Below are 23,747 nucleotides of genomic sequence, written 5' to 3' on the forward strand. Positions count from 1 at the left end.
GAGCGTTTGGTGAACGTTTCCGCGCCGTTTCTACTTCAGGTCGGCGCAAGCCACCTGAATGCGACGACATGCCTCTTTCAAGAGATCAATCGAAGTCGCATAGCTGATGCGAAACGCCGGAGAGAGGCCAAAGGCACTGCCGGGAACCGCCGCAACCCGCGCTGCCGACACAAAATAATCGATCAACGCCGAATCACTGTCGATCACCGTGCCGTCCGGCGCGGTCTTGCCGATGCAGCCGCTGGCGTCGGGATAGACGTAGAATGCGCCTTCAGGGGTTGGACAAGACAGGCCCGGTGCGTCGTTGAGCATGGCAACGACCACGTCACGGCGGCCCTTGAAGGCTTCGTTGCGTTCCTCAAGGAAACCCTGTGGGCCGTTGAGCGCCGCTGTCGCAGCTGCCTGCGCGATCGAACAGGGGTTCGACGTCGACTGCGATTGCAGCTTGGCCATCGCCTTGATGATCCAGGCCGGGCCGCCGGCATAGCCGATACGCCAGCCGGTCATCGCATAGGATTTGGAACAGCCGTTGACCGTCAACGTGCGGTCATACAGGCCCGGACACACTTCGGCGATCGTCGCGAACGGCGTGTCGGCGTACCAGACATGCTCATACATGTCGTCGGTCAGGATCAGCACATGCGGGTGACGGCGCAGCACCTCGCCCAATGCTCCCAGTTCCGTCGCGCTATAGGCCGCGCCGGTCGGGTTCGACGGACTGTTGAGGATCACCCAGCGCGTCTTGGGCGTGATGGCCGCTTCGAGCTGCTCGGGGGTGATCTTGTAATTTTGCGCGGCACCGGCGGGGACGAACACCGACGTGCCCCCGGCATAGGCGACAATGTCGGGGTAGCTCACCCAATAGGGCGCCGGGATGATCACCTCGTCACCGGCATCGACCGTCGCGCACAGCGCGTTGAACAGCACATGCTTGCCGCCGACGCCGACGATGATCTGGTCGGTCGCATAGGTCAGCTTGTTGTCGCGCAGGAACTTGCCGGCGATCGCCGCCTTCAGCTCGGGCGTGCCACCGACATCGGTATATTTGGTCTGGCCGTTGCGGATAGCCGCAATCGCCGCTTCCTTGACGAAATCGGGCGTGTCGAAATCGGGCTCGCCCGCCGACAGTCCGATGATGTCAACTCCGGCACGCTTCAGCTCGCCGACGCGCTGGGTCATCGCCAACGTGGCAGAAGGCTGGATGCGGTTCACGGCTGTGGCAATGCGTGTCATGGCTGTTCCCTGGGGCAAGTCACCGCCATGGGATGATGCTGCAATGCAGCGACGGTGAACGCGCGCGCCTTAGCCGTGGCATGGCAATGGTGCAACCGTGCTCCGGCGCATTCTGACAACAAAATTGCGCGGATCAGGCCAGCCGCGCCGCCATCAACCCGCGAAGCGCATTGCCGATGAGAAATCCGTCGGCCAGATCATCAATGGTCAGCTCCGATTCGCGGGCCTTTTTCCCGGCGATCAGCTCAGTTCGCAGCACTCCAGGCAACAACCCCAGTGTCAGCGGCGGGGTCAACAGAACTCCGTCGCGTTCCACAAAGATGTTGGTGAAACTGCCTTCTGTCAGCCGGCCCTTGTCATCGGTGAACAGCACCTCAAACGTACCGCTTGCCTTGCGCGGTTCGTCGTAAAAAGCGCGGTCGCTCGTCTTGTGGCGCAGGCGAATGTCCGCCGCATCGACCGGCAGGGGGCTCACCGCGACCGCTACTGGACCCTGCGGTGTCTCGGGCATCGGTTCGACCAGCACCGCGACATGGCCATCCCGGCTCAGTCGCAACCGGATGCGCGCCGCTTCGCGCTGGCGAAATGTAGCATGCTGCAGCATGTTGCGGATGCCATGACGGTCAAAGGCAAAGCCGAATGTTCGGGCACTGTTGCCCAGCCTTTCCATATGACCATCGATCCGCAAGACTCCGTCAAGCGGGTCGAACGCCATCGTCTCGATCAGGTCAAACGTCGCTGACGCCACGCGAATATATTCCCCCTTGGCCAGGCATTCCTGCCACTCGGCGTCTGCCTTGCTGTCCGCCACCACGCCTGAGCCGAGCCCGACTGTGGCGCAGCCCGCGCCATCGCGCAAGGCAAGGGTGCGGATCGCGACATTGAAAGCCGCCTCGCCTTCACCGGAATCGCCCGGACCGACAAAGCCGATCGAACCGGTATAGGCGCCGCGCGGTTCGCTCTCCAGCCGGTCGATCACTTCCATCGCGCTGATTTTCGGCGCCCCGGTGATTGATCCGCACGGGAATGTTCGCGCCAGCACGTCAGCCAGCCCGGTCTCCGGGGCCAGTTCGGCGGCAATGTCCGAAACCATTTGGTGGATCGTCGGATAGCTCTCGATGCGGAACAGTGACGGGACCGTCACGCTGCCCGGCAAGGCAACGCGCGACAGATCGTTGCGCAACAGGTCGACGATCATCAGATTTTCGGCGCGCTGTTTGGGATCGGCGGCCAGTTCGGCCACTGCGGCCTTGTCGGCGGCCGGGTCATTTTGCCGCGCGGCCGTGCCCTTCATTGGCCGGGCCATTACCATGCGGCCCTTGATCGACAGGAACAGTTCGGGGGATTGCGACAGCAACCAATGGCTGCCGGTAAAGACCACGCCGCCATAGCCGGCGCGTGCCTTGGATCGCAGCCGGGCATAGGCGGCCAGCGGTGCGCCATGCACAGCCACGCTCGCGGCAAAGGTCAGATTGGCCTGATAAATGTCGCCGGCGCGGATATGGTCCAGCACCTGCTCCAATGCCTTGCGATAGGCCGCCCAATCCATCCGCGGGTTCGGTGCGCTCAATGCTGCGCCCGCCGGGTCGGGCAACAGTGCGGGGACATGCTCGGCAGCGATGCGTTCACACCGGTCAAAGCGTGCGAACCAGCCCAGCGGCCAGCCATCGGGCAGAGGCGCAGCCCTGTCTGCGAGTCGCGGTTCAATGGCATGGCCCGCCTCATAGGCAATGTAGCCTGCGGCATGGGCACCGCTCTCGTGCCAGGCGCCAATCCGTTCCAGCAGTGCAGGCACCTCGTCCGGGCGTCTGGCAACGGTGATCTCAGCCGGCCTGGTCAACAGGCGTGCCGGTGCTGCGCCATGGGTCCGCGCGTCATCCAACAGCACAAAGGGTGCCTTGCCATCGGTCAATCTGGTCACGTGGGGCCCGTTCGCTGGCAGGGGGTCAGCGGGTGCGCATCACTCTCAGGGAACCACGGCCTTCGACTGTGGCGACATAGCTGCCCAAGATGCCCCGCCGGATGGTGACGGCAGCGCCGGCAACCGGTGCCCGGCCCCGGTGGGGTTCAATCTGCACCCATTGCTGGCCATTCTCCAGCACGAGCAGTCGTCGCCCAGTCGTATCGCCACCGATGCTGGTGATCCGCGATTCGATGAACGTTATGCCTTCTTCCTCAACCTGTGCCTCATCCGCACTGTCTTCATCGCCACTGCCACCAAACAGGTTGCCCAGGTTCGGCAGACTCAGGCCAAAAAGGCCCCGTCGTGCCTGGCGCACCTGCTCGCGGTCAACAATGCGGACGTCATTGTTGGTCTGCGCCGTCTCCAGCGCCGCCACCTCGCGGTCGAAACAGGCCAGGCGTTCGGTCGCGTCACTGATCGCGCGGCAGGCGTAGACGCGGGTGACAATGCCGCCCGATGCCGCTGCCTCCTGCGCTGCCACCGGACTGGCGACCAACGCGCCGCCTGTCGCCAGGGTCAGCAATCCGCCGCTCATCGCAAAGTCTCGCATTGCCCTCTTCTGCATGATTGCCTCTCGCCTCTCTCGCCATGCCGGCGTCGATGGTTGCGTTGCTCTGGCCTGCATCCTAGACGCTGCGCATCATGGCTGGCAACCGGCGCGATCCCGCGCTGTCGATGCCGCCGCTGCAGGAGCATTGTGACAATGGCCGAGATGGCACGCTTTGATTGGGCAGACCCTTTCTTCCTCGATGATCAGCTGACCGACGATGAAAGGATGATCCGCGACGCCGCCCACGCCTTTGCGCAGGATGTGCTGCAACCGCGCGTCACCAAATCCTTCGCGGATGAAGTTGATGATCCCGCCCTCTTCCCGCTGATGGGCGAACAGGGCCTGCTCGGCGCAACCGTCCCGGTCGAATATGGCGGCGCCGGAGCCTCCTATGTCGCCTATGGCCTGATCGCGCGGGAGATTGAGCGCGTCGACTCGGGCTATCGCTCGATGGCCTCTGTCCAGTCGTCGCTCGTCATGTATCCGATCCACGCCTATGGCTCGGAGGAACAGCGGCGCAAATATCTCCCCGGCCTTGCTGCCGGTACGCTGATCGGCTGCTTTGGCCTGACCGAACCCGATGCCGGTTCAGACCCCGGCGGCATGACCACCCGCGCCCGCAAGGTCGACGGCGGCTATATCCTCTCCGGCGCCAAGACGTGGATCTCCAATGCGCCCTTCGCTGATGTCTTCGTCGTCTGGGCCAAGTCCGACGCGCATGGCGGCGCGATCCGTGGCTTTGTCCTCGAAAAGGGCATGAAGGGCCTTTCCGCACCCAAGATCGAGGGCAAGCTCTCCCTGCGCGCCTCGACCACCGGCATGATCCTGATGGATGATGTCGAAGTCGGCGAAGATGCGCTCCTCCCCAACGTGGAGGGATTGAAGGGTCCGTTCGGTTGCCTCAACCGCGCCCGCTACGGCATCAGCTGGGGCGCGATGGGTGCCGCCGAATTCTGCCTCCACGCCGCCCGCCAATATGGCCTTGACCGCAAGCAGTTCGGCCGCCCGCTCGCCGCCACCCAGCTATGGCAGAAAAAGCTCGCCGACATGATGAGCGACATCGCGCTGGGGCTTCAGGCCAGCTTGCGCGTCGGCCGGTTGATGGACGAGGGCAAATTCGCGCCAGAGATGATCAGCATCGTCAAGCGCAACAATGTCGGCAAGGCGCTCGACATCGCCCGCGCCGCGCGCGACATGCACGGCGGCAACGGCATCTCCCTCGAATATCAGGTGATCCGCCACATGGTGAACCTCGAAACGGTCAACACCTATGAAGGCGCGCATGACGTCCACGCCCTCATCCTCGGACGCGCCATAACCGGCATCGCCGCCTTCTGATGCCTGCCTTCTGATGAGCGACGCAGCCCCGCCCAAAGCCGTCCGGGAAGCACCACTCAAGGGCGTGCGCGTCCTTGAACTGGCGCGCATCCTCGCCGGGCCCTGGGCGGGGCAGTTGCTCGCCGATCTCGGCGCCGAAGTCATCAAGGTCGAAAGCCCGGCGGGCGATGATACCCGCACCTGGGGCCCACCCTTTGATGCCGACGGCACGGCGGCCTATTATCACGCGACCAATCGCGGCAAGGCGTCGATCATCGCCGATTTCACCAAGCCCGAGGATATAGCCCGCGTCCGCGCCCTGGCGGCCGAGGCCGATGTCCTCATCGAAAATTTCAAGCTCGGCGGCCTCGCCAAATATGGGCTTGATTACGCCAGCCTTTCGGCGCTCAATCCCGGCCTCGTCTATTGCTCGATCACCGGTTTCGGGCAGGACGGCCCCTATGCCCCGCGCCCCGGCTATGACTTTGTCGTGCAGGGGATGGGCGGCATCATGGACCTCACCGGGGATCCGGCGGGGGAGCCGCAGAAAATCGGCGTCGCCTTCGCTGATGTCTTCACCGGCCTCTATGCCACCGTCGCCATCCAGTCGGCGCTGCTGATGCGGGCACGGACCGGCACCGGCCAGCATATCGACATGGCGTTGCTAGATGTGATGACCGGCGTCCTCGCCAATCAGGCGATGAACGCGCTGTTCGGCGCCCATCCCACCCGCATGGGCAATGCCCACCCCAATGTCGCGCCCTATGCCGCCTTCCCGGTCAGTGATGGCTGGTTCATCCTCGCCGTCGGCAATGACAGCCAGTTCAAAAGCTGCTGCGACGTGCTCGCCATTCCGCAAGTGCGCGACGATCCGCGCTTTGCCAGCAACAGCGGTCGCATCACCCATCGTGAGGCGCTGACCCCGCTGATCGCCGCCGCGACCAGCCGGTGGAAACGGGAGGATCTGCTTGCCGCGTTCGAGGGTGCCAATGTCCCCGCAGGGCCGATCAACAGCGTCAATCAGGCGCTCGCCGACCCGCAGGTCACCCATCGCGGCATGGTCATCGACGTGACCCGGCCTGATGGCACCAGCTTCCCCGGCGTTCGCGCCCCGATACGCTTTTCCGATGCCAGCCTCGCCCTTGGGCGTGCCGCCCCGGCGCTTGGCGGCGATAATGCCACAGTGACAGGATTTCGTCCGCGCGACCCTGTCAGATGATTGCCCTTGGGCAATTCTATGGCATAAGTAGAGAATGCTGTCGCAAAAGACCCGCTATACCATTCGTGCGCTTCAGCATCTCGCCGATCATTATGGTGAGGGGCCGGTTCCGCTTGCCTCGATTGTCGCGGCCCAGAATATCCCCGCCAAATTCCTCACCGTTATCCTTTCGGAAATGGCCCGCGCCGGTATTGTCGCGACCCAGCGTGGCCGCGACGGCGGCTATTGGCTTGGTGTGCCTCCGGTCGATGTGCGCTATGGCGACATCGTCCGCTTGACCCGCGGCAGCCTCGCCCTCGTGCCCTGCGCCAGCCGCTTTGCGTCGGAAACCTGCAAGAATTGCCTGCCCGAAGCCGATTGCCGCTTGCGCAAACTCATGCTCATCGTGCGCGATGAAACCGCCGCCGTGCTCGACAGGTTGACGCTGGCTGACAAGATCGAGGTCGACGAGCTGTGATCCCCTCTCCCGCGGACGGGAGAGGGATGCGAAGACTTGGTGAGCGAAGCGACGCTGGGTGAGGGTGGTTAGCTCACGCCTCCAGCGCCAGCAGGGCAAAACTCGCCAGCCAATGCTCGCCCATATAATCGCCTGCAATGTGTGGCATAGCCGCGTCGAGATGCCGCTCCGCCGCCGCGCCGAACAAGGGTGAAGCCCCGTCTCCCAGCGCCCGCGCAATCTCCCGCCAGCACCAGGCGCGGGAGAGGTTGAGCCCGTCGAGATGGGCGATCTTGCCGTCGCTCCGATCAGAAACAAAGGCAGGGGTGAACAGCGTTTCGGGTCGCCCCGCCGCCGCATCAGGCAAAAATGCGTCGAACCACGCGGAAAAGCCGCCGCGCTCCATCGCCCGGCCCATCAGCATCGCCTCGGTCAGCGCGGAGGAGAGGAATTCATCGCCCCCCGGCTCCCACGCCTGACAGCCGCGATCCTCTCCAAACCACTCCAGCGCGCGCCGCCCGATCAGGGCTGCCAGCGCTACATCATGGGTCCGCGCCCAGTCGAGCGCCAGCGCACAGGCAAAGCTTGAATTGAAATGCGTCCCCACCCGGATCGGATAGGTCATCTTGGTCAGATACTCGCCCAGCCGCCGCGCCAGCAATCGCGCCAGCGGCTCCAGCGCCTTACCCCATGGCGCGTCGTGACGCGCCAGCTCGCCATGCAGCGTCAACAGCCATGCCCAGCCATAGGGCCGCGATGCCCCCGCGCCGAATGGCCGCTCAAACCAGGCAATCTCCCCCGCCACCTTCTCCGGCACCAGCATTGCATCGGCCCGTGCCCGTGCCACTGCCGCTTCCGGCAGGTCGGGGAACAGTCGCGCACAGCGCATCACCTGCCACCAGCCATGCACACAGCTGTGCCAATCGAAACTGCCGTGGAAAATCGGGTTATGCTCAACCGGCGGTCGCGCATCCTCTGGTCCGGTCAGCACCAGATCCATCTTGTAGGGGTACTGCCGGGTCAAATGCCCGCCCGTCAGCGTCATGAACCGCGCCGCCATGCTGGCATCGAGTGTGTGGGTCATCGGCGATCCTGTTCCTTGAACAATCCTTCTCCCGCAAGCGGGAGAGGAAACCATCAAAAAGCGAGCCACCAGATCAGCCCGATATTCACCACCAACAGCGGCAAGGCCGTGCCAATCTGCGCCTTGATTACCCCGTTGCGGTCCTTCAGCTCCAGCAGCGCTGCGGGTACGATGTTGAAATTGGCCGCCATCGGCGTCATCAGCGTGCCGCAGAAACCGGCGAGCATGCCGATGGCACAGATGATCGCCGGGTCACCGCCATGCTCGCGGATCAACAGGGGCAGGGCGACGCCAGCGAACATCACCGGGAATGCGGCAAAGGCATTGCCCATCACCATCGTGAACAACGCCATGCCCAAGCCAAAGGCCAGAACCGCGCCGAACAGGCTGCCTTCGGGGATCATCCCGCCAACCAGCTCGCCTACCACATCCCCGACGCCGGCCAGCGCGAATACTGCGCCCAGACTGGCCAGCATCTGCGGCAAAATCGCCGCCCAACCGACGCTGTCGGCAAGGCCACGCCCCCGCTCGAACGGCTGCAGCGGGGAAGGCTTCAACCAAACAATGCCGATCAGCAGGGCCAGCACCACCCCCAGCGTCAGCGCAACCAGCGTCACCTGCTTGGCATCGAACAGGACCGGCATTTCCTTGAAGGCAAAGGTGCCGATCAGTGCCGTCAAGGGGATGACAAGCGCCAGGAGGAACAGGCGGTTGCCATGGCGTGCCGCGCCTGCCGCCCGCTCCGCCACATCGTCGCTTGCCGGACCCCGGCCCATCTGGCCGGTCCCGGCAATCGCCACCAGTGCCAACACCAACAGGCCATTGCCCAGATCACCCAGCTGGTCGCCCGCAAACATCGACACGGCCAGCAGGCCCCAGAATGCGGCGTTGCCAAACCGCTTGGGGTTGCTCGCATCGCGGATGCCGAGCGCGGCGAACAGGGTGAAGACCAGCCCGGCGGCGGTGTAGATGAACGGCAGGCCGATCATGGCTCGATGCTCCCTGCCGTCCGCGCCCGGACACGGCGGTCATGCCACCACAATCTTGCCCCATGAATGGCAAAGGCGGCAATTGCCGTCGGAATTGCCCATACCGACAGGTCGAACGGATCGACGATGATGCCAGCGCTTTCCAAAATTCCTTTCATCAGCAGGATGGAGCCGATGGCGATGAAGATATCCTCGCCAAAGAACAGGCCGATATTGTCGGTCCCGGCGGACATGGCTTTGACCTTTTCGCGTTCGGCCTCGCTGACATCGGGCTCCGCCATCTCTGCTGCCGCTTCGGCCATTGGTGCGACCAGCGGACGCACTGTCTGGGCATGACCGGCAATGGAGGTCAGCCCCATGGCAGAGGTGACCTGCCGGATCAGCAGATAGCCGGTCAGCAACCGCCCGACCGTAGCCCCCTTCATCGCCCCGATCAGGCCCTTGGCCCGTTCTTGCAGACCATGCGCCTCCAACAGACCGACCACCGGCAGGACGATCCAGATAACGCTGATGTAGCGCGTGTCATTGAACGCCTTGCCAAAGGCCGCGATGATTGCCAGCGGATCAAGCCCCGCCGCCACCCCCGTCACCAGCGCCGCCGCCACCACAACCAACAACGGATTGAAGCGCAGGACAAAGCCCAGCACAATCACGCCAATCCCGGCCAAAACCCACATGACTAAAATCCTCCCCCTTGGGGGAGGGGGACCAGCGCAGCTGGTGGAGGGGCACTGTCGCCAATCTCCAACCTTGGTCGCAATCGCGCCTGCCCCTCCACCATCCCGCGGATGGTCCCCCTCCCCGTATCGGGGAGGATCACGTCACCCCGCATCGCCATATCCCCCGCCTCCCGGCGTTAAAATCTCGAACACATCGCCGGCCCCGACCTGGACACTCGCCGTCGCCGGCAGTTCCTCAACCCGGCCATCGGCGCGGATCACCCTGTTGATGCCCGGTGCGCCGTCATCACCGCCGTCCAGACCGAACGGGGCCACCTTGCGCCGGTTGGCGAGCATGCCTGCCTGCATCGCTTCAAGGAACCGGACCCGTCGCACGACACCGTCGCCGCCTGTGTGCCGGCCCCTGCCGCCCGATCCGCGCCGGATTGAAAACTCTTCCAGCAGCACAGGAAAGCGGCTTTCCAGCACTTCCGGGTCGGTCAGGCGGCTGTTGGTCATGTGTGTTTGCACCGCTGACGCCCCGTCAAAGTCCGGCCCGGCCCCCGCTCCGCCCGCAATCGTCTCATAATATTGGTGGGTGGCATTGCCGAAGGTGAAATTGTTCATCGTCCCCTGGCTTGCCGCCATCGCGCCAAAGGCACCGAACAGGGCATCGGTCACGACCTGGCTGGTCTCGACATTGCCGGCTACAACCGCTGCCGGGAACGCGGGCCGCAGCATTGATCCCTCAGGCACGATCAGCGTCACCGGCGCCATGCACCCGTCATTCATCGGGATCGGCTCGTCGATCATCGTCCGCAGCACATAAAGGACGGCGGCGCGCACCACCGGCAGCGGTGCGTTGAAATTGTCGGGCAGGGTAGCGCTTGTTCCGGTGAAGTCGATGGTCACGCTGCGGGCTTCACGGTCGACCGTTACCTTGACCCGGACCTCGGCACCATTGTCCATCGCATAGTTGAACGCGCCATCATCGAGCCGCGCGACCAGCCGCCGCACCGCTTCCTCCGCCTGGGCCTGGCCGTGGCGCATATAGGCGCTGATGGTGTCGGCCCCATAAAGCGCGGCGACCCGGTTGAGCTCCGCCGCGCCCCGGGCACAGCTCGCCACCTGCGCGGTCAGGTCGGCGATGTTGAGCGCCGGGTTGCGCGACGGCCAGCGTCCGCCCTCCAGCAGCGCCCGCACCTCATCCTCGCAGAAGCGCCCCTCATCGACAATCGGCACATTGTCAAAGAGGATTCCTTCTTCTTCTACCGAGCGGCTGTCCGGCGGCATGGAACCGGGAGAAATCCCCCCGATATCAGCATGATGGCCGCGTGCGGCGACATACCAGCGGGGGCCGTTTTGTCGCTCTAACTCGCCCTCTACAAACACCGGCATGATCACCGTCATGTCGGGCAAATGCGTCCCCCCGTCATAGGGGGCATTCAGCGCATACACATCCCCCGGCCGCATCCCCCGCCCGTCGATCGGCAAGCCGTCAGCCCCCGTCCCCCGCCGCTTGAGGATGGTCCTGACGCTCTCGCCCATCGATCCCAGATGTACCGGCATGTGCGGCGCATTGGCGACCAGCCGCCCCTCGCCGTCAAACAGTGCACAGGAAAAATCCAGCCGCTCGCGAATATTGACCGATGTCGCGCTACGTTGCAGCGCCCCGCCCATCTCCTCGGCAATCGCCATGAACAGCCCGTTGAAAATCTCGAGACGTACGGGGTCAACCGTCTCCGCATCGCCCGCCAGCATCGCCCCGTCGCGCGGCGTTATCCGCCTCATACGCAATGTGCCGTCGATTTCGACCTGCACTCGCCAGCCCGGCTCGACCATCGTTGTCGCCAGCGCATCAACGATGAGGCATGGGCCCTCTGCCGAAAATCCCGCTGCCAGCCGCGCCCTGTCGTAGAGCGGGACCACATGCTCCGCCCCGCCGCACCACAGCCTTGCCGTCTCAACCGGCCCGTCGCTGCTCGGCGGCAAGGGAAGCGAGAGACCAGCCATTGCCGCATCATCGCCTGCCATCGCCTCACACCGTATGCGATCAACCACCAGAGTCGCCGTCGGCGCATAGCCGAACTGCTTTCTGAAGGCTGAAGCAAATCCGGCAGCCAATGCCTCAGGTGAGGCAAAGGGCAGTTCTACACATGCCTCGCTTCCTTCGGTCCGGACAAAAAGCAATGTTGAGACGCTGACCGCCATGCCGAGTGTATCGGCGGTCAACCGTTCTGCCACGTCCGCCTCGAGCCGTTCGCGCACGGAATCGATGCTGACCATGGCCTCCCGCGTCAACGGGACCGCCAGTGTTTCCTCCGCAATCAGGCTTTCCCGCGCCAGACCCATGCCATACGCCGACAGAACGCCCGCCAGCGGGTGAATCAACACCTCATCCATTGCCAATGCGTCCGCTACCAGACAGGCATGCTGCCCGCCTGCCCCGCCAAAACAGGCGAGGGCGTAACGGCTCAGGTCATGGCCGCGCGCCACCGAAATCTGTTTGATGGCGTTGGCCATATTCGCCACGGCAATAGTCAGGAATCCCTCTGCCAGTGATTCAGGCGTGACGGAATGGCCGGTCGTCGCGGCTACCTCCGTAGCCATCATCCCGAACCGATCTCGCACCACATCAGTATCGATGGGTTGGTCGCCACCCGGCCCGAACATCTTTGGAAAATGGTCCGGCCGTATCTTGCCGAGCAGGACGTTGCAGTCTGTCACGGTCAACGGCCCGCCCCTGCGATAGGCAGCAGGCCCCGGCACAGCGCCGGCGCTTTCAGGCCCGACCAGCAGACGATGGCCATCGAAACGGCAGATTGAGCCACCCCCGGCCGCTACCGTGTGGATCCGCAACATCGGCGCCCGGATGCGCGCGCCTGCCACCATTGTCTCATTGTCGCGTTCGAATGAGCCCGCATAATGGCTGACGTCGGTTGATGTACCGCCCATGTCAAAGCCGATCACCCGCATGGCTCCCACAGCTTCCGCAGTGCGCGCCATCCCGACAATTCCGCCGGCCGGGCCGGACAGGATCGCATCCTTGCCCTGGAATCGGGCATGGTCGGCCAGCCCGCCATTCGACTGCATGAATTTTGGAGCCGACGCCGGGCCAAGGGAATTCCTGAACTGGTCAATATAACGTCGCAGTATCGGGGACAGGTAAGCGTCGACTAATGTCGTGTCGCCGCGGCCGACAAATTTGATCAGGGCGCTTGTTTCGTGGCTTACCGAAATCTGATCAAAACCGATGTCGCGGGCAATTGCCGCCAGTCGCTGTTCGTGGCGATGATGCCGATATCCATGCATCAGGACAATTGCGACACTCTTGATCCCCAGGGCAAACGCCGCCGCCATGGCAGAGCCCGCTGTTTCTTCGTCGAGTGGGATCAGCACCTCGCCCTGCGCCGTCACCCGTTCGTCAATCTCGATCACCCGATCGAATGGCGGGTGAGGCAGGTGGATGGCCCGGGCAAAAATATCTGGCCGATCCTGATAGCCGATGGTCAGCGCATCGCCGAATCCTCGGCTGGTGACCAAAAGTACCGCCTCACCTTTTCGCTCCAGCAATGCGTTGGTGGCCACTGTCGTGCCCATCCGGACATCGCATGGTGGTAATGGGCCAGTCGTCACGCCAGTCAGATGGCGTATCGCCGCAACGGCGGCATCCTCCTGGCGTGAGGGGTCTTCAGACAATAGTTTGGCGGTAGTCAGCGATCCATCGGGTCGGCGTGCGACAACGTCGGTGAAGGTCCCGCCCCTGTCGATCCAGAAACGCCAAGTCTGCTCTTTGCTCATCCTGCCCTGATAAGCTGCTCGCCCTGCCTGTCCAGAGGCTGGCGGCGCCGCCTGGTTCAGGGCTCCAGCTCAATGTCCCAATACAGCCAGTCCAGCCAGCTTTGGTGCAGATAATTGGGCGGGAATTTGCGGCCATTGTGCTGCAGTTGCCAATTGGTCGGGCGATAGGGGGCTTCCATGATGTGCATGCGCGCCTGCTGCGGGGTTCGTCCGCCCTTCCTCAGATTGCACGGCGAACACGCCGTGGTAACATTTTCCCAGCTGGTTCTGCCGCCAAGCCGTCTTGGCACTACATGGTCAAAGGTCAGTTCCTTGCCCGATCCACAATATTGGCACTGGAAATGGTCGCGCAGGAACAGGTTGAACCTGGTGAAGGCGGGATATTCGGATGGCTTCACATATTGCCGCAGAGCGATGACGCTGGGCAGGCGCATGGTCTGGTTGGGCGAATGGATTTCCCGTTCATAGCTGTCGATGATGTCGACCCGGTCGAGGAACACTGCCTTGATCGCGGTCTGCCATGGCCACAGGCTCAAAGGATAATAGGATAACGGTGTGTAATCGGCGTTCAGTACCAGTGCCGGGCATTGGTCCGGATGGCGTGTCAGGTCAGGATGGAACATCCCTGTGCAGCCTTCTCGTTCGTCACGACACGGCCTATGCCTCCAGCGCGTGACAACGCCTTTACACCCCAAGCTGATTCCTGACGTCAAGGGGTCAAATGCTCCCGTGGCACAAAATATGGTGTCTCTTGCCATGGTCAGGATACATCATGCTTGCCCTTGGCCGCTGAGCCGATAGACCGCTCGCTTATGGCAACCACTCGCTTCGCACCCTCGCCAACAGGTCAATTGCACCTTGGCCATGGCTATTCGGCGCTGGTTGCGCATGATCAGGCCCGCCTGACCGGCGGCAGCTATTTGTTGCGCATTGACGATCTCGACGCCAGCCGTGTGCGCGATGTCTATCGGTCCGGGATCGATGACGACCTTGCCTGGCTAGGCATTGTTCCCGATGCACCGCCACTCGTCCAATCGCAGCGGTTGCCGGCCTATGCTGAATTCCTCTCACGGTTAAAGGGCGCCGGACTGGCCTATCCCTGCTTCTGCACCCGCTCCGAAATAACCGCACAGATTGCCGCAAGTGTGGCCGCGCCCCATGGGCCGGATGGCCCTGTCTATCCGGGCACGTGCCGAGGGATCGCCGCTTCGGTGGCGGTGATGAGGATCTCGTCAGGGGAGCCGCATTGCTGGCGACTCGACATGACAGAAGCGCTTGCCCGCGTCGGTGGACCGCTCAAGTGGCGCGATGTGATCAAGGGGGTCGTGGTCGCCGATCCTGCACCCTTTGGCGATATTGTTCTGGCCAGACGGGACGCACCGGCTGCCTATCATCTCGCCTCGACGATTGATGATGCATATCAGGGCATCACGCTGGTGGTGCGTGGCGCTGATCTGTTCGCCGCAACACATGTTCATCGCTTGCTCCAGGCGTTGCTTGAGCTGCCGACCCCGGCTTATCATCATCATGCTCTGATTGCCGGTCCGGATGGACGCCGACTGGCCAAGCGGGATGATGCGGCCAGCATTGCGTCGCTACGGCAAGGCGGTACGGACCCTGTCGAGCTGATTGAAGCGCTCAGGTCGGGGCAACTTCCCCTTGGATATGGCTGGTTGAACGCCTAGATAGGCTCCAACCAGACAGGATAGACACCATGAGCTACGCCATCATCATTGCCATTATCGTCGCTGCCGGCTTTGTGCTCTACAGCTTGGTGCGTGGCCTCATCTACTTTGCCCAGACCAGCGACAACATGGCCAATGGAACCGGGCCCAGCCATGGCCACCTGATGCAGAACAAGATGATGTTTGCCCGTGTCAAATGGCAGGCTATTACCATCCTGTTGCTGGTGATTATCGGCGCGATGGCCGCAGCGGGTTGAATCAGCGGTTGATCACAGCGTGGTAAAGCTCAACAAAATATACACGCGCACCGGGGATGATGGAACGTCGGGGCTGGTAGATGGTTCGCGCCTGCCAAAGGCGGATGCCCTTTTTGCCGCCATGGGCGATGTGGATGAAGCCAACAGCCTGATCGGGCTGGCGATAGTTGCCCTCGATCAGGGCAGTGGCTTGGCGAGGCAGTTGACGGTCATACAGAATGACCTTTTTGACTTGGGCGCCGATCTCGCCACGCCGGGCGCAGAAGGGCAGGATCCATTTGCCCCGGGCGAAATGACATTGCGCATCATTCCGGCGCAGGTTGAACGCCTGGAACGCGAAATCGACTTTATGAATGAGCAGTTGTCGCCGCTTACGAGCTTCATTCTGCCGGGCGGCAGCGAAGCGGCGGCGCGCCTGCATGTCGCCCGTGCCACCACGCGCCGCGCCGAACGCAGCGCGGTCAGCGCCTGTGCTGGCAGAGCGCTCAATCCAGCGGCACTCGCTTATCTCAACCGCTTGTCAGACTGGCTGTTCGTGGCTGCCCGACATGTCAATGCTTATGGCTCGGGCGATGTTCTGTGGGTTCCCGGCGCCTCGCGCGGGGATTGATCGGGCAGTAGTTACTGTTGCGCGCACGGCTTTGCTGCGGCAAGGGCGCTCCTCTGCCGTAAGGGCATGGTAGCGGGAGCATGACAGGTGAAGACAATCGGTGTGATTGGCGCGGGACAGATGGGCGCCGGCATTGCCCAAGTGTCGGCGCAGGCTGGCTATCGGGTGCTTTTGTCCGACATGTCGGTCGAACTGGTTGAAAAGGCCAAGGTCGGCATTGGCAAGCTGCTCGCTCGTAATGTCGCCAAGGGCAAGATGTTGCCCGAAGAGGTCGATACCGTGCTCGGCCGCATCACCCCCGCTGCTGACCATTCCGATTTTGCGCCTTGTGACCTGATCATCGAAGCTGCTTCCGAACGCGAATCGACCAAGCGCGCGATTTTCGAAAGCGTTGGCAAGCATGTCGGCCCGGAAACGCTGCTCGCCACCAACACCAGCTCGATCCCGATCACCCGCCTCGCGCAGTCCGTGCCCGATCCCGCCCGCTTCATGGGGGTCCACTTCTTCAATCCCGTGCCCGTCATGGGCCTCATTGAACTGATCCGTGGCCTCGCCACCGTCGATGCCACTGTGGATGCCATCGAAATCTATGGCCGCAGCCTTGGCAAGAACATCATCCATGCCGATGATGCCCCCGGCTTTATCGTCAACCGCATCCTGATGCCGATGATCAATGAAGCCTGCTTCGCGCTGGGTGAGGGCGTCGCCAATATCGCCGATATCGACATGGGCTGCCGCATCGGTCTCAACCACCCGATGGGTCCGCTGACGCTCGCCGACTTCATCGGTCTCGACACCTGCCTCGACATCTGCCGCGTCCTTCACGAAGGCACCGGCGACCAGAAATTCCGTCCCGCCCCGCTGCTGATCAAATATGTCGAAGCCGGTTGGCTCGGCAAAAAGACCGGCCGCGGCTTTTACGACTGGACCGGCCCGGAACCGGTACCGACGCGGTAACCCGACACGGGGCGTACCCACCACATTTGACTGTCGACAGCGTCACAATGCTACCTCATCCTCGGGCCAACCATTCAGAGGATGACAGCCATGCACGTCGGCACCCCGCGCCCCTTCACCATCGACATTCCGCAAAGTCAGCTTGATGATCTCAAGGCCCGCCTTGCCCTGACCCGTTGGCCGGAAAAGGAGACGGTCGATGACTGGGACCAGGGCGTACCGCTCGCCTACGCACAGGAACTCGCCAGCTATTGGGCCAGCGACTATGACTGGCGGCGCTGCGAGGCGCGGCTCAATGCGCTGCCCAACTATCTGGTCGAGGTGGATGGTCTCGACATCCACATCATCCATGTCCGCTCGTCCAATCCCGATGCACGGCCCTTGCTGCTGACGCATGGCTGGCCCGGTTCGGTGCTCGAATTCCTCGATGTCATCGAACCACTCAGCGCCGACTATCACCTCATCATCCCGGCGCTCCCCGGATACGGATTCTCGGGCAAACCAACCGAAGCCAAGTGGAGCGTTGAGCATATCGCCACCGCTTGGGACGCGCTCATGCGCAGCCTCGGCTATGACCGCTATTTCGCCCAGGGCGGTGATTGGGGCAGTGCCGTCACATCTGCCATCGGTGCACAAAATCTCGGCGCCTGTGCCGGCATCCACGTCAACATGGTCGTTGTGCCGCCGACGCCCGAGATGCTCGCCGGAGCGACGCCCGAAGAACTCGCCGGCCTCGCCCGTGCCGGCTGGTACCAAGCCAAGGACAATGGCTATTCAACCCAGCAAGCCACCCGCCCGCAGACCCTCGGCTATGCGCTGGCTGATTCCCCGGTGGGGCAGCTGTGCTGGATCGTCGAGAAATTCCACGGCTGGACGGATTGCGGCCACCAGCCCGGCGGCCAGTCGATCGGCGGCCATCCGGAAAAGGCGATTTCGCGCGATCATATGCTCGATAATGTCATGCTCTACTGGCTGACCAACAGCGCCGCCTCGTCCGCCCGCCTCTACTGGCACAGCTTCCGCAGCTTCAGCGGTGGGCAGATCACCATCCCGACCGGATGCAGCATCTTCCCCAACGAGATTTTCAAGGTCTCGCGCCGCTGGGCCGCGACCCGATACACCAACATCGTCCATTGGGGCGAATTGGAAAAGGGCGGCCACTTCGCCGCCTTCGAACAGCCAGAGCTGTTCGTCAGCGAAGTCAAAGCGGCCCTTGCGGGAATGAGCCTTTGATCACGTAACTGGCGGTGGCCTCGCGGACATCTTGCTTTCAGCATCCGCCGCCAGTCTGGATGCTTTCAATCAGGCGCTCGGTGCCTATCACTGTGGTTGTCACCACCGCGTTACCTTGGCACCGCGAAGCACCGGCCGCATAACTATAGCCCACTTGCGCATGGTCATTGTCGATGGGCCTGATGGACTCTATCCGCAGCGGTTCGCGCAAGGTGCCATAAAAGCGACTGAGATTCGCCGCACGAAAGGCGGCTCTGGACCGCTTTTCTGGCACAATGAGCTGATTGGCACTCACCCCGTCACCTCGGCTCAATGCGTCGTAAAAGGCATAAGCCAAGGTGCGGGCGTTGGCTGCGGTGGTGGGGTGCCCGTCATCGTCCTCGGGCACATTGCCGAGGATCATGCCGTCAACTGCAGGTGGAACGGTTGGACTGATCGGCATCGGCACCGCGGCGGCTGACCGGGTTCCGTTGCCAGGAGCCAGAGCAGATAGGATGGCTTCGGTCAGCCTCTCTTGACCTTTAGCCGTGTACACAGGCGAGCGCTGTTCGTCCGAAAACTGAACCGAGTAGAGAATGTCGGCCGAAAGGCGTGTTGCGCCGCCAAATCGATCAGCCAAGGCAGGCGGGATGTCCAGCTTCAGAGTGGCCGAGCAGTCGACCCGATGAATGTCGCGCCGGACCGCATTGGCGACGGCGCGGTGCAACGTGGCAGTCAAATTTGGTTCAATATCGGCCGGAGAATCAGCTTCCCCAGCCGCGCCTTCACGCGCCTGAGCGAACAATAGCGCCTTCAATCCAGCCGTTGTTTCAGGGGCCCAACACACGTCATCGCTTATCGCTCCTGACCCCGTGATGCTGCATCCGGCGATGAACAAAACCGCGGAAGAACACCCAAAGAGCACACAAATCCTGTTGCCCATACTGACAATGCTTCCCGCTGTTGCGTCAACGAATGTGAGTTTCGATGAAACAATCTCGGTTTGCAATGACTGGAACGCTTTTCACGCAACGGAAAGCTCAATTGCCTTACCAACCGGCACCGCCGTCCAGGCCTCGGTCAGTGTGGCAATGCGCTCCCGCACTGCCGCAATGTCGGCCTCATCCACCGGCAACATCGGGCACCCCCGCGCTTCGCAGGTCACGCGATACAGGTCGATCATCTCGGCGGCGGGAGTCGTTCCGCCCGACCAGCCGTCGCCCTGCATCACTTCGACCAGCCGCTCGACGCCGTCGCTTTCCGCTTCGGCGGCCATACGGAACGATGCGGTCTCGCCCCCGGCCACGCGCCCGATAAAGCCACGCAGCCTAAGCGTGTCCTCGACCGCATAGTGCACCATGTCATGCGGGATGATACCCTGTTTCGGGCAGTCGATCCGCTCGACCGCCCCGTCCGGCCGGACGACCTCCATCAGGTCATATTTGCCGTTGCCCTTGGTGAAGCGCAGCCGCACGCCGCTGCTCACAGGCTGAGCATCAGCCCGGCCAGCGCCGCCGACATCAGATTGGCAAGGCTGCCGGCGATCAGCGCCTTGATTCCCAGTCGCGCGATCATCGGGCGCTGGTTGGGGGCGAGATTGCCGGTGACTGCCATCTGGATCGCAATCGAGCTGAAATTGGCAAAGCCGCACAGCGAAAAGATGATGATCGCGACGGTTGCCGGGTGCAGCCCGGCCTGCACCTTGCCCAGTTCGATAAAGGCAACAAATTCGTTGAGCACCATTTTGGTGCCGAACAATCCACCAGCGATTTCGGCCTCATGCCATGGGATGTTCAGCATATACATCACCGGCTGGAACAAGGTGCCGAGCAGCGACTGGAAGCTCAGGCTGGTGAGCCATTCGCTGACCCCGGTTGAAAAGGGCATGCCCCAATAGGCGGCAGTGTTGGCAATCCCTGATCCAATCCCGCCCAATATGCCATTGGCCAGGGCGACCAGCGCGACAAAGGCCAGCACCATGGCGCCGACGGCCACGGCCAGTTTCACTCCGGTCTGCGCGCCTTGGGCAGCGGCCATGATGACATTGGCCGGGGGTTCCTCGTCATGGCTGGCGACAGCCAGTTCGACCGGTTCTATGCCGATGTCCTTGGGGTCGTCGGGCATGATGATCTTGGCCATCAAAATGCCGCCCGGTGCCGACATGAAACTCGCCGCCAGCAGATAGGGCAACAGATGCTCGCCGATTGTGCTGGCATAGGCGCCCAATATGGTGCCGGCAACGCCAGCCATGCCGACGGTCATCAGCAGGAACAGCTGCGGCGCGGTCAGTCCGGCCAGATAGGGCCGGATGACCAGCGGGCTTTCGCTTTGACCCACAAAGATGTTGGCTGCGGCGCCGAGGGACTCGATGCGTGTTATGCCCGTCACCGCCTTGATGGCGCCGCCCACCCAGCGGATGACGAACTGCATGATGCCGAGATAATAGAGCACCGAGATCAGCGAAGCGAAAAAGATGATCACCGGCAATGCGGCAATCGCGAAACTGGTGGCGCCCATGTCCGGCCCGGCCAGCGGGCCAAAGATGAAGTCGGTACCCGCTTTGGCATAGCCGAGCAGGTTGGAAACGCCACGGCTCATTCCCTCAATGACCGCGCGGCCCCACGATGTGTAAAGGACAAGAAAGGCGATCCCGGCCTGCAAGCCAAAGGCTGCTCCGACCACCCGCAGGCGAATCCATTGGCGATTGGAAGACAGAAGGACGGCGATGCCGAGGATCAGGGCGATGCCTGCCAGGCCGATCAGCAATTTCTCGATCATGTGTGTATGCGTTCCCCCGGGGCCCGTCAGGCCGACTGTCTTTCGTTTCAGGTCATAGCCGCGCAATGCGCCCGGTCAAAAGCGAAATTGCGCGAACGCCCTGCACGCTGCCGATGTGGAACCGACCTGCTCTTTCCCCTCGTGTCAAAATCCGCTAACCGCCCGTCATGGCGGAACAACACAGCACCCCTTCCCGACAGGCGACGCCGCTGACGCGCTCGCTTTTCCTCATCAGCATCATCTATGGCGGCATGGTCTGTGTCGCGGGTGTGCTTGGCAACAAACAGGTTTCGATTGGGCCGCTGGCGGTGGAGGCGGGCATCTTTGCCTTTCTTCTGCTCGTCATCATGTCGAGCGCAGTGGCAGAATTGCACGGGGAAAAAACCGCACAGAAACTGGTGCGCTATGGCTTCGTGCCCTTGCTGCTGTCCATGGCCTTGGCATTGATTGTCTGGGCGCTGCCCGCTTCACCCAAGATGTTGCCGGAAAATCGTGATGCCATCCAGTTGGTTCTCTTTTCCAATCTTCGTATCTGGCTCGCCGGTATCATTGCCTATGGGACATCGCAGACCCTCAATGTGATGATTTTCGCCCGGTTGCGCGGTGACGGGGTCGGTCGCCATGTCTGGCTCAGGGGCGCCGTGGCTGCGGTGCTCAGCCAGATTGTTGACACATTCCTGTTCGTGACCATCGCTTTTTATGGTGAGTTCCCCATCACCGATCTCCTGCTGGGGCAGATGTTGGCAAAGGTGGTGCTTTCAGCACTTCTGGTGCCGTTGCTCGTTTCGGCATGTGTCGCCTGGGGCAGGAGGATTGACGCATGACCACTCCCGATCCCGCCGTTGCCCTCAAGGCGGCTACCCTCACAGAAGCGCTGCCTTATCTTCAGCGTTACGCCGGCAAGACCTTCGTCATAAAATATGGCGGTCATGCGATGGGCGATCCCGATGCCGCGCGTGATTTCGCGCGCGATGTGGTGCTGTTGAAGCAGGTCGGCATCAACCCTGTGGTTGTCCATGGCGGCGGTCCACAGATCGGCCAGATGCTGGAAAAGCTCGGAGTGAAATCCAGTTTTGTCGATGGCCTGCGGGTCACTGATGCGGAAACCGCGCGGATAGCCGAAATGGTTTTGTGCGGTGGCATAAACAAGGAAATCGTCGGCTGGATCGGCCAGGCTGGCGGTCGTGCCGTGGGCCTGTCCGGCAAGGACGGCAATCTCGTCGTCGCGACCAGGATGCACCGCAAAAAACGCGACCCGGAAAGTAATATCGAAAAGGTCGTCGATCTCGGATTTGTCGGCGATCCGCAAAGGGTGGACCGGACCATCATCGACACACAGCTCGCTGCCGGCCTCATCCCGGTGATTGCGCCGATCGCTATTGGCGATGATGGCCATACCTACAATATCAATGCCGACACTATGGCGGGTGCCATTGCCGGTTCGCTGGGTGCAGCGCGGTTGTTCCTTCTCACCGATGTGCCTGGCGTACTCGACAAGGCGGGCAATCTGGTGCCCGAGTTGACGCCCCACATCATCGCCCGGTTCAAGGCGGACGGGACCATCCACGGCGGTATGCTGCCCAAAATTGATACGTGCACCCATGCGGTTGCCGCCGGGGCGGAGGCTGCGGTCATCCTTGACGGTCGCGTGCCGCACGCCATGTTGCTGGAAATCTTCACCGAAGCGGGGGCGGGCACACTTGTCCGCCGCCAGAGCTGATCTTTCGACGAGTCGCCAACAAGGACCAAGCCCCCATGACGCCGGCCCTCATGCTGATTGAAATTCTCGACATCCTGCTCACGGTTGTGCGCTGGATCATTATCATCCAAGCGATCATGTCCTGGCTGCTTGCCTTCAATGTCATCAATCGCACCAGCGATTTTGTGACGACCCTTTGGATGACTCTCGAACGGCTGACCGAGCCACTCTATCGTCCGATCCGCAAGATCATGCCTGATTTTGGCGCGCTTGACCTGACGCCGATGGTCGCGCTGATCATCGTCATCATTTTGCAAAGCGTGGTGTTGCCGCGCATCGCCTTGTCGCTGATTGGCCTGTGAGCACTGCCCGCCTCATCGACGGCAAGGGTTTTGCCGAAGGGCTGCGGGGCCGGATTGCCGACAAGGTACGGGCTTTTGCGTCTGAAACCGGTCGTGTTCCGGGCCTCGCGGTCATCCTTGTCGGCGACGACCCGGCCAGCCGCGTCTATGTCGCCAACAAGGGCAAGCAGACCGTAGAGGTCGGCATGGCCAGCTTTGAACACCGCCTGCCCGCCGACACCGCTCAGAATGATCTGATCGCTCTGGTCCAACGGCTCAATGCCGATCCGGCGGTTGATGGTATCTTGTGCCAATTGCCGTTGCCAAAACATCTCGACGAACTCGCGGTCATCGCCGCGATTGATCCTGACAAGGATGTCGACGGCCTGCATGTCGTCAGCGCCGGCCGTCTTGCCAGCGGTCTCCCCGGGCTCGTCAGCTGCACGCCCTTGGGCTGCATGATGCTGATCCGCGATGTGCTGGGCGATGATCTGTCGGGCAAGAGCGCTGTCGTCATCGGCCGTTCGATCCTCGTCGGCAAGCCAGTGGCGCAGCTGCTGCTCGCTGCCAACTGCACCGTGACCATCGCTCACAGTCGTACGCGGGATCTGCCGTCGGTCGTGCGCGGTGCCGACATTGTCGTTGCCGCTGTCGGCCGACCGGAAATGGTCAAGGCTGACTGGATCAAACCCGGCGCGACCGTAATCGATGTCGGCATCAACCGCGTCCCCGCTCCGGAAAAGGGTGAGGGCAAGACGCGGTTGGTCGGTGATGTCGCCTTTGCCGAATGCAGCGATGTGGCCGGCGCGATCACGCCCGTTCCCGGCGGCGTCGGTCCGATGACCATCGCCTGCCTGCTCTACAACACCCTGATTGCTGCCCACCGCCGCGAAGGTCTCGCGGAACCGGAGGGGTTGTGATTGGACGGGCCGCCCTGTTGGTTGGCCTTGGCCTGTT

The 23,747-nt window shown here is 62.5% G+C and carries 24 protein-coding genes; 13 read left to right on the top strand and 11 right to left on the bottom strand.

All coding sequences use genetic code 11. The features are described from left to right. Positions 1-30: 30 nt before the first annotated feature. From GV829_RS06385 to GV829_RS06395, 3 genes are all read right to left on the bottom strand, one after another. Positions 31-1,233 carry a pyridoxal phosphate-dependent aminotransferase gene (locus GV829_RS06385; protein ID WP_169945006.1) on the bottom strand — a complete coding sequence of 401 codons (1,203 nt, stop codon included), beginning with the start codon at positions 1,231-1,233 and terminating at the stop codon, positions 31-33. 133 nt (positions 1,234-1,366) lie between these two features. Beyond that, the gene (gene pabB / locus GV829_RS06390) at positions 1,367-3,154 is read right to left on the bottom strand and encodes an aminodeoxychorismate synthase component I (protein ID WP_169945008.1); all 1,788 of its coding nucleotides are present in this window, start codon (positions 3,152-3,154) and stop codon (positions 1,367-1,369) included. Positions 3,155-3,179: 25 nt separating this feature from the next. Then, on the bottom strand, positions 3,180-3,761 hold the full coding sequence (locus GV829_RS06395) for a hypothetical protein (RefSeq protein WP_169945010.1): 582 nt from the start codon (positions 3,759-3,761) through the stop codon (positions 3,180-3,182). Between GV829_RS06395 and GV829_RS06400 the strand changes: the two genes are divergently transcribed. The 4 genes from GV829_RS06400 to GV829_RS06415 are packed head-to-tail and all read left to right on the top strand — an operon-like array spanning position 3,760 to position 6,739. After that, positions 3,760-3,897 (top strand): hypothetical protein, encoded by a 138-nt coding sequence (locus tag GV829_RS06400; RefSeq protein ID WP_169945012.1) that lies wholly within the window; start codon positions 3,760-3,762, stop codon positions 3,895-3,897. The genes GV829_RS06395 and GV829_RS06400 overlap by 2 nt on opposite strands. Positions 3,898-3,899: 2 nt before the next feature. Next, positions 3,900-5,084 (top strand): acyl-CoA dehydrogenase, encoded by a 1,185-nt coding sequence (locus GV829_RS06405; RefSeq protein ID WP_169945014.1) that lies wholly within the window; start codon positions 3,900-3,902, stop codon positions 5,082-5,084. A gap of 13 nt (positions 5,085-5,097) precedes the next feature. After that, positions 5,098-6,282: a CaiB/BaiF CoA transferase family protein gene (locus GV829_RS06410; RefSeq protein WP_169945016.1), complete on the top strand. Its 1,185-nt coding sequence runs from the start codon at positions 5,098-5,100 to the stop codon at positions 6,280-6,282. A 34-nt stretch (positions 6,283-6,316) separates the two neighbouring features. Next, positions 6,317-6,739 (top strand): RrF2 family transcriptional regulator, encoded by a 423-nt coding sequence (locus GV829_RS06415; protein ID WP_169945018.1) that lies wholly within the window; start codon positions 6,317-6,319, stop codon positions 6,737-6,739. A gap of 73 nt (positions 6,740-6,812) precedes the next feature. Here GV829_RS06415 and GV829_RS06420 read toward each other — a convergent pair whose 3' ends face one another. From GV829_RS06420 to GV829_RS06440, 5 genes are all read right to left on the bottom strand, one after another. Continuing rightward, positions 6,813-7,802, bottom strand: a complete 990-nt coding sequence (locus GV829_RS06420; protein WP_169945020.1) for a DUF2891 domain-containing protein — start codon at positions 7,800-7,802, stop codon at positions 6,813-6,815. A gap of 53 nt (positions 7,803-7,855) precedes the next feature. Further along, on the bottom strand, positions 7,856-8,791 hold the full coding sequence (locus GV829_RS06425) for a DUF979 domain-containing protein (RefSeq protein WP_169945022.1): 936 nt from the start codon (positions 8,789-8,791) through the stop codon (positions 7,856-7,858). Continuing rightward, the gene (locus GV829_RS06430) at positions 8,788-9,468 is read right to left on the bottom strand and encodes a DUF969 domain-containing protein (RefSeq protein ID WP_169945025.1); all 681 of its coding nucleotides are present in this window, start codon (positions 9,466-9,468) and stop codon (positions 8,788-8,790) included. Before GV829_RS06430 ends, GV829_RS06425 begins: the two co-directional genes overlap by 4 nt. 144 nt (positions 9,469-9,612) lie before the next feature. Beyond that, a complete protein-coding gene (locus tag GV829_RS06435; protein WP_169945027.1) occupies positions 9,613-13,251 on the bottom strand; it encodes a hydantoinase B/oxoprolinase family protein in 3,639 nt (1,212 codons plus the stop codon). A 56-nt stretch (positions 13,252-13,307) separates the two neighbouring features. Beyond that, the gene (locus GV829_RS06440) at positions 13,308-13,874 is read right to left on the bottom strand and encodes an HNH endonuclease (RefSeq protein ID WP_169945029.1); all 567 of its coding nucleotides are present in this window, start codon (positions 13,872-13,874) and stop codon (positions 13,308-13,310) included. A 189-nt stretch (positions 13,875-14,063) separates the two neighbouring features. On the opposite strand from GV829_RS06440, the gene gluQRS reads away from it, so the two are divergent. The 5 genes from gluQRS to GV829_RS06465 all read left to right on the top strand — a co-directional run bounded on the left by gluQRS (position 14,064) and on the right by GV829_RS06465 (position 17,993). After that, entirely contained in the window at positions 14,064-14,936 is an 873-nt protein-coding gene (gluQRS, locus tag GV829_RS06445) for a tRNA glutamyl-Q(34) synthetase GluQRS (protein ID WP_169945031.1), read from the top strand. 29 nt (positions 14,937-14,965) lie between these two features. Further along, positions 14,966-15,193: an HIG1 domain-containing protein gene (locus GV829_RS06450; RefSeq protein WP_169945033.1), complete on the top strand. Its 228-nt coding sequence runs from the start codon at positions 14,966-14,968 to the stop codon at positions 15,191-15,193. Positions 15,194-15,212: 19 nt separating this feature from the next. After that, a complete protein-coding gene (locus GV829_RS06455; RefSeq protein ID WP_169945035.1) occupies positions 15,213-15,803 on the top strand; it encodes a cob(I)yrinic acid a,c-diamide adenosyltransferase in 591 nt (196 codons plus the stop codon). Between the two features lie 87 nt (positions 15,804-15,890). Beyond that, positions 15,891-16,760 (top strand): 3-hydroxyacyl-CoA dehydrogenase NAD-binding domain-containing protein, encoded by an 870-nt coding sequence (locus GV829_RS06460; protein ID WP_169945037.1) that lies wholly within the window; start codon positions 15,891-15,893, stop codon positions 16,758-16,760. A gap of 90 nt (positions 16,761-16,850) precedes the next feature. Continuing rightward, entirely contained in the window at positions 16,851-17,993 is a 1,143-nt protein-coding gene (locus GV829_RS06465; RefSeq protein ID WP_169945039.1) for an epoxide hydrolase family protein, read from the top strand. Between the two features lie 37 nt (positions 17,994-18,030). On the opposite strand, the gene GV829_RS06470 is transcribed toward GV829_RS06465, so the two are convergent. The 3 genes from GV829_RS06470 to GV829_RS06480 all read right to left on the bottom strand — a co-directional run bounded on the left by GV829_RS06470 (position 18,031) and on the right by GV829_RS06480 (position 20,750). Continuing rightward, positions 18,031-18,711: a hypothetical protein gene (locus tag GV829_RS06470; protein WP_169945043.1), complete on the bottom strand. Its 681-nt coding sequence runs from the start codon at positions 18,709-18,711 to the stop codon at positions 18,031-18,033. 285 nt (positions 18,712-18,996) lie between these two features. Continuing rightward, on the bottom strand, positions 18,997-19,458 hold the full coding sequence (locus tag GV829_RS06475) for a hypothetical protein (RefSeq protein ID WP_212612153.1): 462 nt from the start codon (positions 19,456-19,458) through the stop codon (positions 18,997-18,999). Continuing rightward, positions 19,455-20,750: a NupC/NupG family nucleoside CNT transporter gene (locus GV829_RS06480; RefSeq protein ID WP_169945047.1), complete on the bottom strand. Its 1,296-nt coding sequence runs from the start codon at positions 20,748-20,750 to the stop codon at positions 19,455-19,457. The genes GV829_RS06475 and GV829_RS06480 overlap by 4 nt, the downstream gene beginning before the upstream one ends. A 167-nt stretch (positions 20,751-20,917) precedes the next feature. Between GV829_RS06480 and GV829_RS06485 the strand changes: the two genes are divergently transcribed. Genes GV829_RS06485 through folD form a run of 4 tightly spaced genes read left to right on the top strand, consistent with a single transcriptional unit; the run spans position 20,918 to position 23,710 of the window. Next, positions 20,918-21,574 (top strand): queuosine precursor transporter, encoded by a 657-nt coding sequence (locus tag GV829_RS06485; protein WP_169945051.1) that lies wholly within the window; start codon positions 20,918-20,920, stop codon positions 21,572-21,574. Beyond that, on the top strand, positions 21,571-22,470 hold the full coding sequence (argB, locus tag GV829_RS06490; RefSeq protein WP_169945055.1) for an acetylglutamate kinase: 900 nt from the start codon (positions 21,571-21,573) through the stop codon (positions 22,468-22,470). The genes GV829_RS06485 and argB overlap by 4 nt, the downstream gene beginning before the upstream one ends. Positions 22,471-22,505: 35 nt before the next feature. Further along, entirely contained in the window at positions 22,506-22,811 is a 306-nt protein-coding gene (locus GV829_RS06495; protein WP_246203091.1) for a YggT family protein, read from the top strand. Beyond that, entirely contained in the window at positions 22,808-23,710 is a 903-nt protein-coding gene (gene folD / locus GV829_RS06500) for a bifunctional methylenetetrahydrofolate dehydrogenase/methenyltetrahydrofolate cyclohydrolase FolD (protein ID WP_169945058.1), read from the top strand. Before GV829_RS06495 ends, folD begins: the two co-directional genes overlap by 4 nt. Positions 23,711-23,747 lie beyond the last annotated feature (37 nt).

It is taken from the genome of Sphingomonas lacunae, from assembly GCF_012979535.1.
Taxonomy (GTDB): domain Bacteria; phylum Pseudomonadota; class Alphaproteobacteria; order Sphingomonadales; family Sphingomonadaceae; genus Sphingopyxis; species Sphingopyxis lacunae.

Bases quoted from the DNA above. Each gene is read 5' to 3' on its own strand.
- GV829_RS06385 (WP_169945006.1), bottom strand. From the start codon at position 1,233: ATGACACGCATTGCCACAGCCGTGAACCGCATCCAGCCTTCTGCCACG.
- GV829_RS06400 (WP_169945012.1), top strand. From the start codon at position 3,760: ATGATTGCCTCTCGCCTCTCTCGCCATGCCGGCGTCGATGGTTGCGTT.
- GV829_RS06395 (WP_169945010.1), bottom strand. From the start codon at position 3,761: ATGCAGAAGAGGGCAATGCGAGACTTTGCGATGAGCGGCGGATTGCTG.
- GV829_RS06405 (WP_169945014.1), top strand. From the start codon at position 3,900: ATGGCCGAGATGGCACGCTTTGATTGGGCAGACCCTTTCTTCCTCGAT.
- GV829_RS06410 (WP_169945016.1), top strand. From the start codon at position 5,098: ATGAGCGACGCAGCCCCGCCCAAAGCCGTCCGGGAAGCACCACTCAAG.
- GV829_RS06415 (WP_169945018.1), top strand. From the start codon at position 6,317: ATGCTGTCGCAAAAGACCCGCTATACCATTCGTGCGCTTCAGCATCTC.
- GV829_RS06420 (WP_169945020.1), bottom strand. From the start codon at position 7,802: ATGACCCACACACTCGATGCCAGCATGGCGGCGCGGTTCATGACGCTG.
- GV829_RS06425 (WP_169945022.1), bottom strand. From the start codon at position 8,791: ATGATCGGCCTGCCGTTCATCTACACCGCCGCCGGGCTGGTCTTCACC.
- GV829_RS06430 (WP_169945025.1), bottom strand. From the start codon at position 9,468: ATGTGGGTTTTGGCCGGGATTGGCGTGATTGTGCTGGGCTTTGTCCTG.
- GV829_RS06435 (WP_169945027.1), bottom strand. From the start codon at position 13,251: ATGAGCAAAGAGCAGACTTGGCGTTTCTGGATCGACAGGGGCGGGACC.
- GV829_RS06440 (WP_169945029.1), bottom strand. From the start codon at position 13,874: ATGTTCCATCCTGACCTGACACGCCATCCGGACCAATGCCCGGCACTG.
- gluQRS (WP_169945031.1), top strand. From the start codon at position 14,064: ATGGCAACCACTCGCTTCGCACCCTCGCCAACAGGTCAATTGCACCTT.
- GV829_RS06450 (WP_169945033.1), top strand. From the start codon at position 14,966: ATGAGCTACGCCATCATCATTGCCATTATCGTCGCTGCCGGCTTTGTG.
- GV829_RS06465 (WP_169945039.1), top strand. From the start codon at position 16,851: ATGCACGTCGGCACCCCGCGCCCCTTCACCATCGACATTCCGCAAAGT.
- GV829_RS06480 (WP_169945047.1), bottom strand. From the start codon at position 20,750: ATGATCGAGAAATTGCTGATCGGCCTGGCAGGCATCGCCCTGATCCTC.
- GV829_RS06485 (WP_169945051.1), top strand. From the start codon at position 20,918: ATGGCGGAACAACACAGCACCCCTTCCCGACAGGCGACGCCGCTGACG.
- argB (WP_169945055.1), top strand. From the start codon at position 21,571: ATGACCACTCCCGATCCCGCCGTTGCCCTCAAGGCGGCTACCCTCACA.
- GV829_RS06495 (WP_246203091.1), top strand. From the start codon at position 22,506: ATGACGCCGGCCCTCATGCTGATTGAAATTCTCGACATCCTGCTCACG.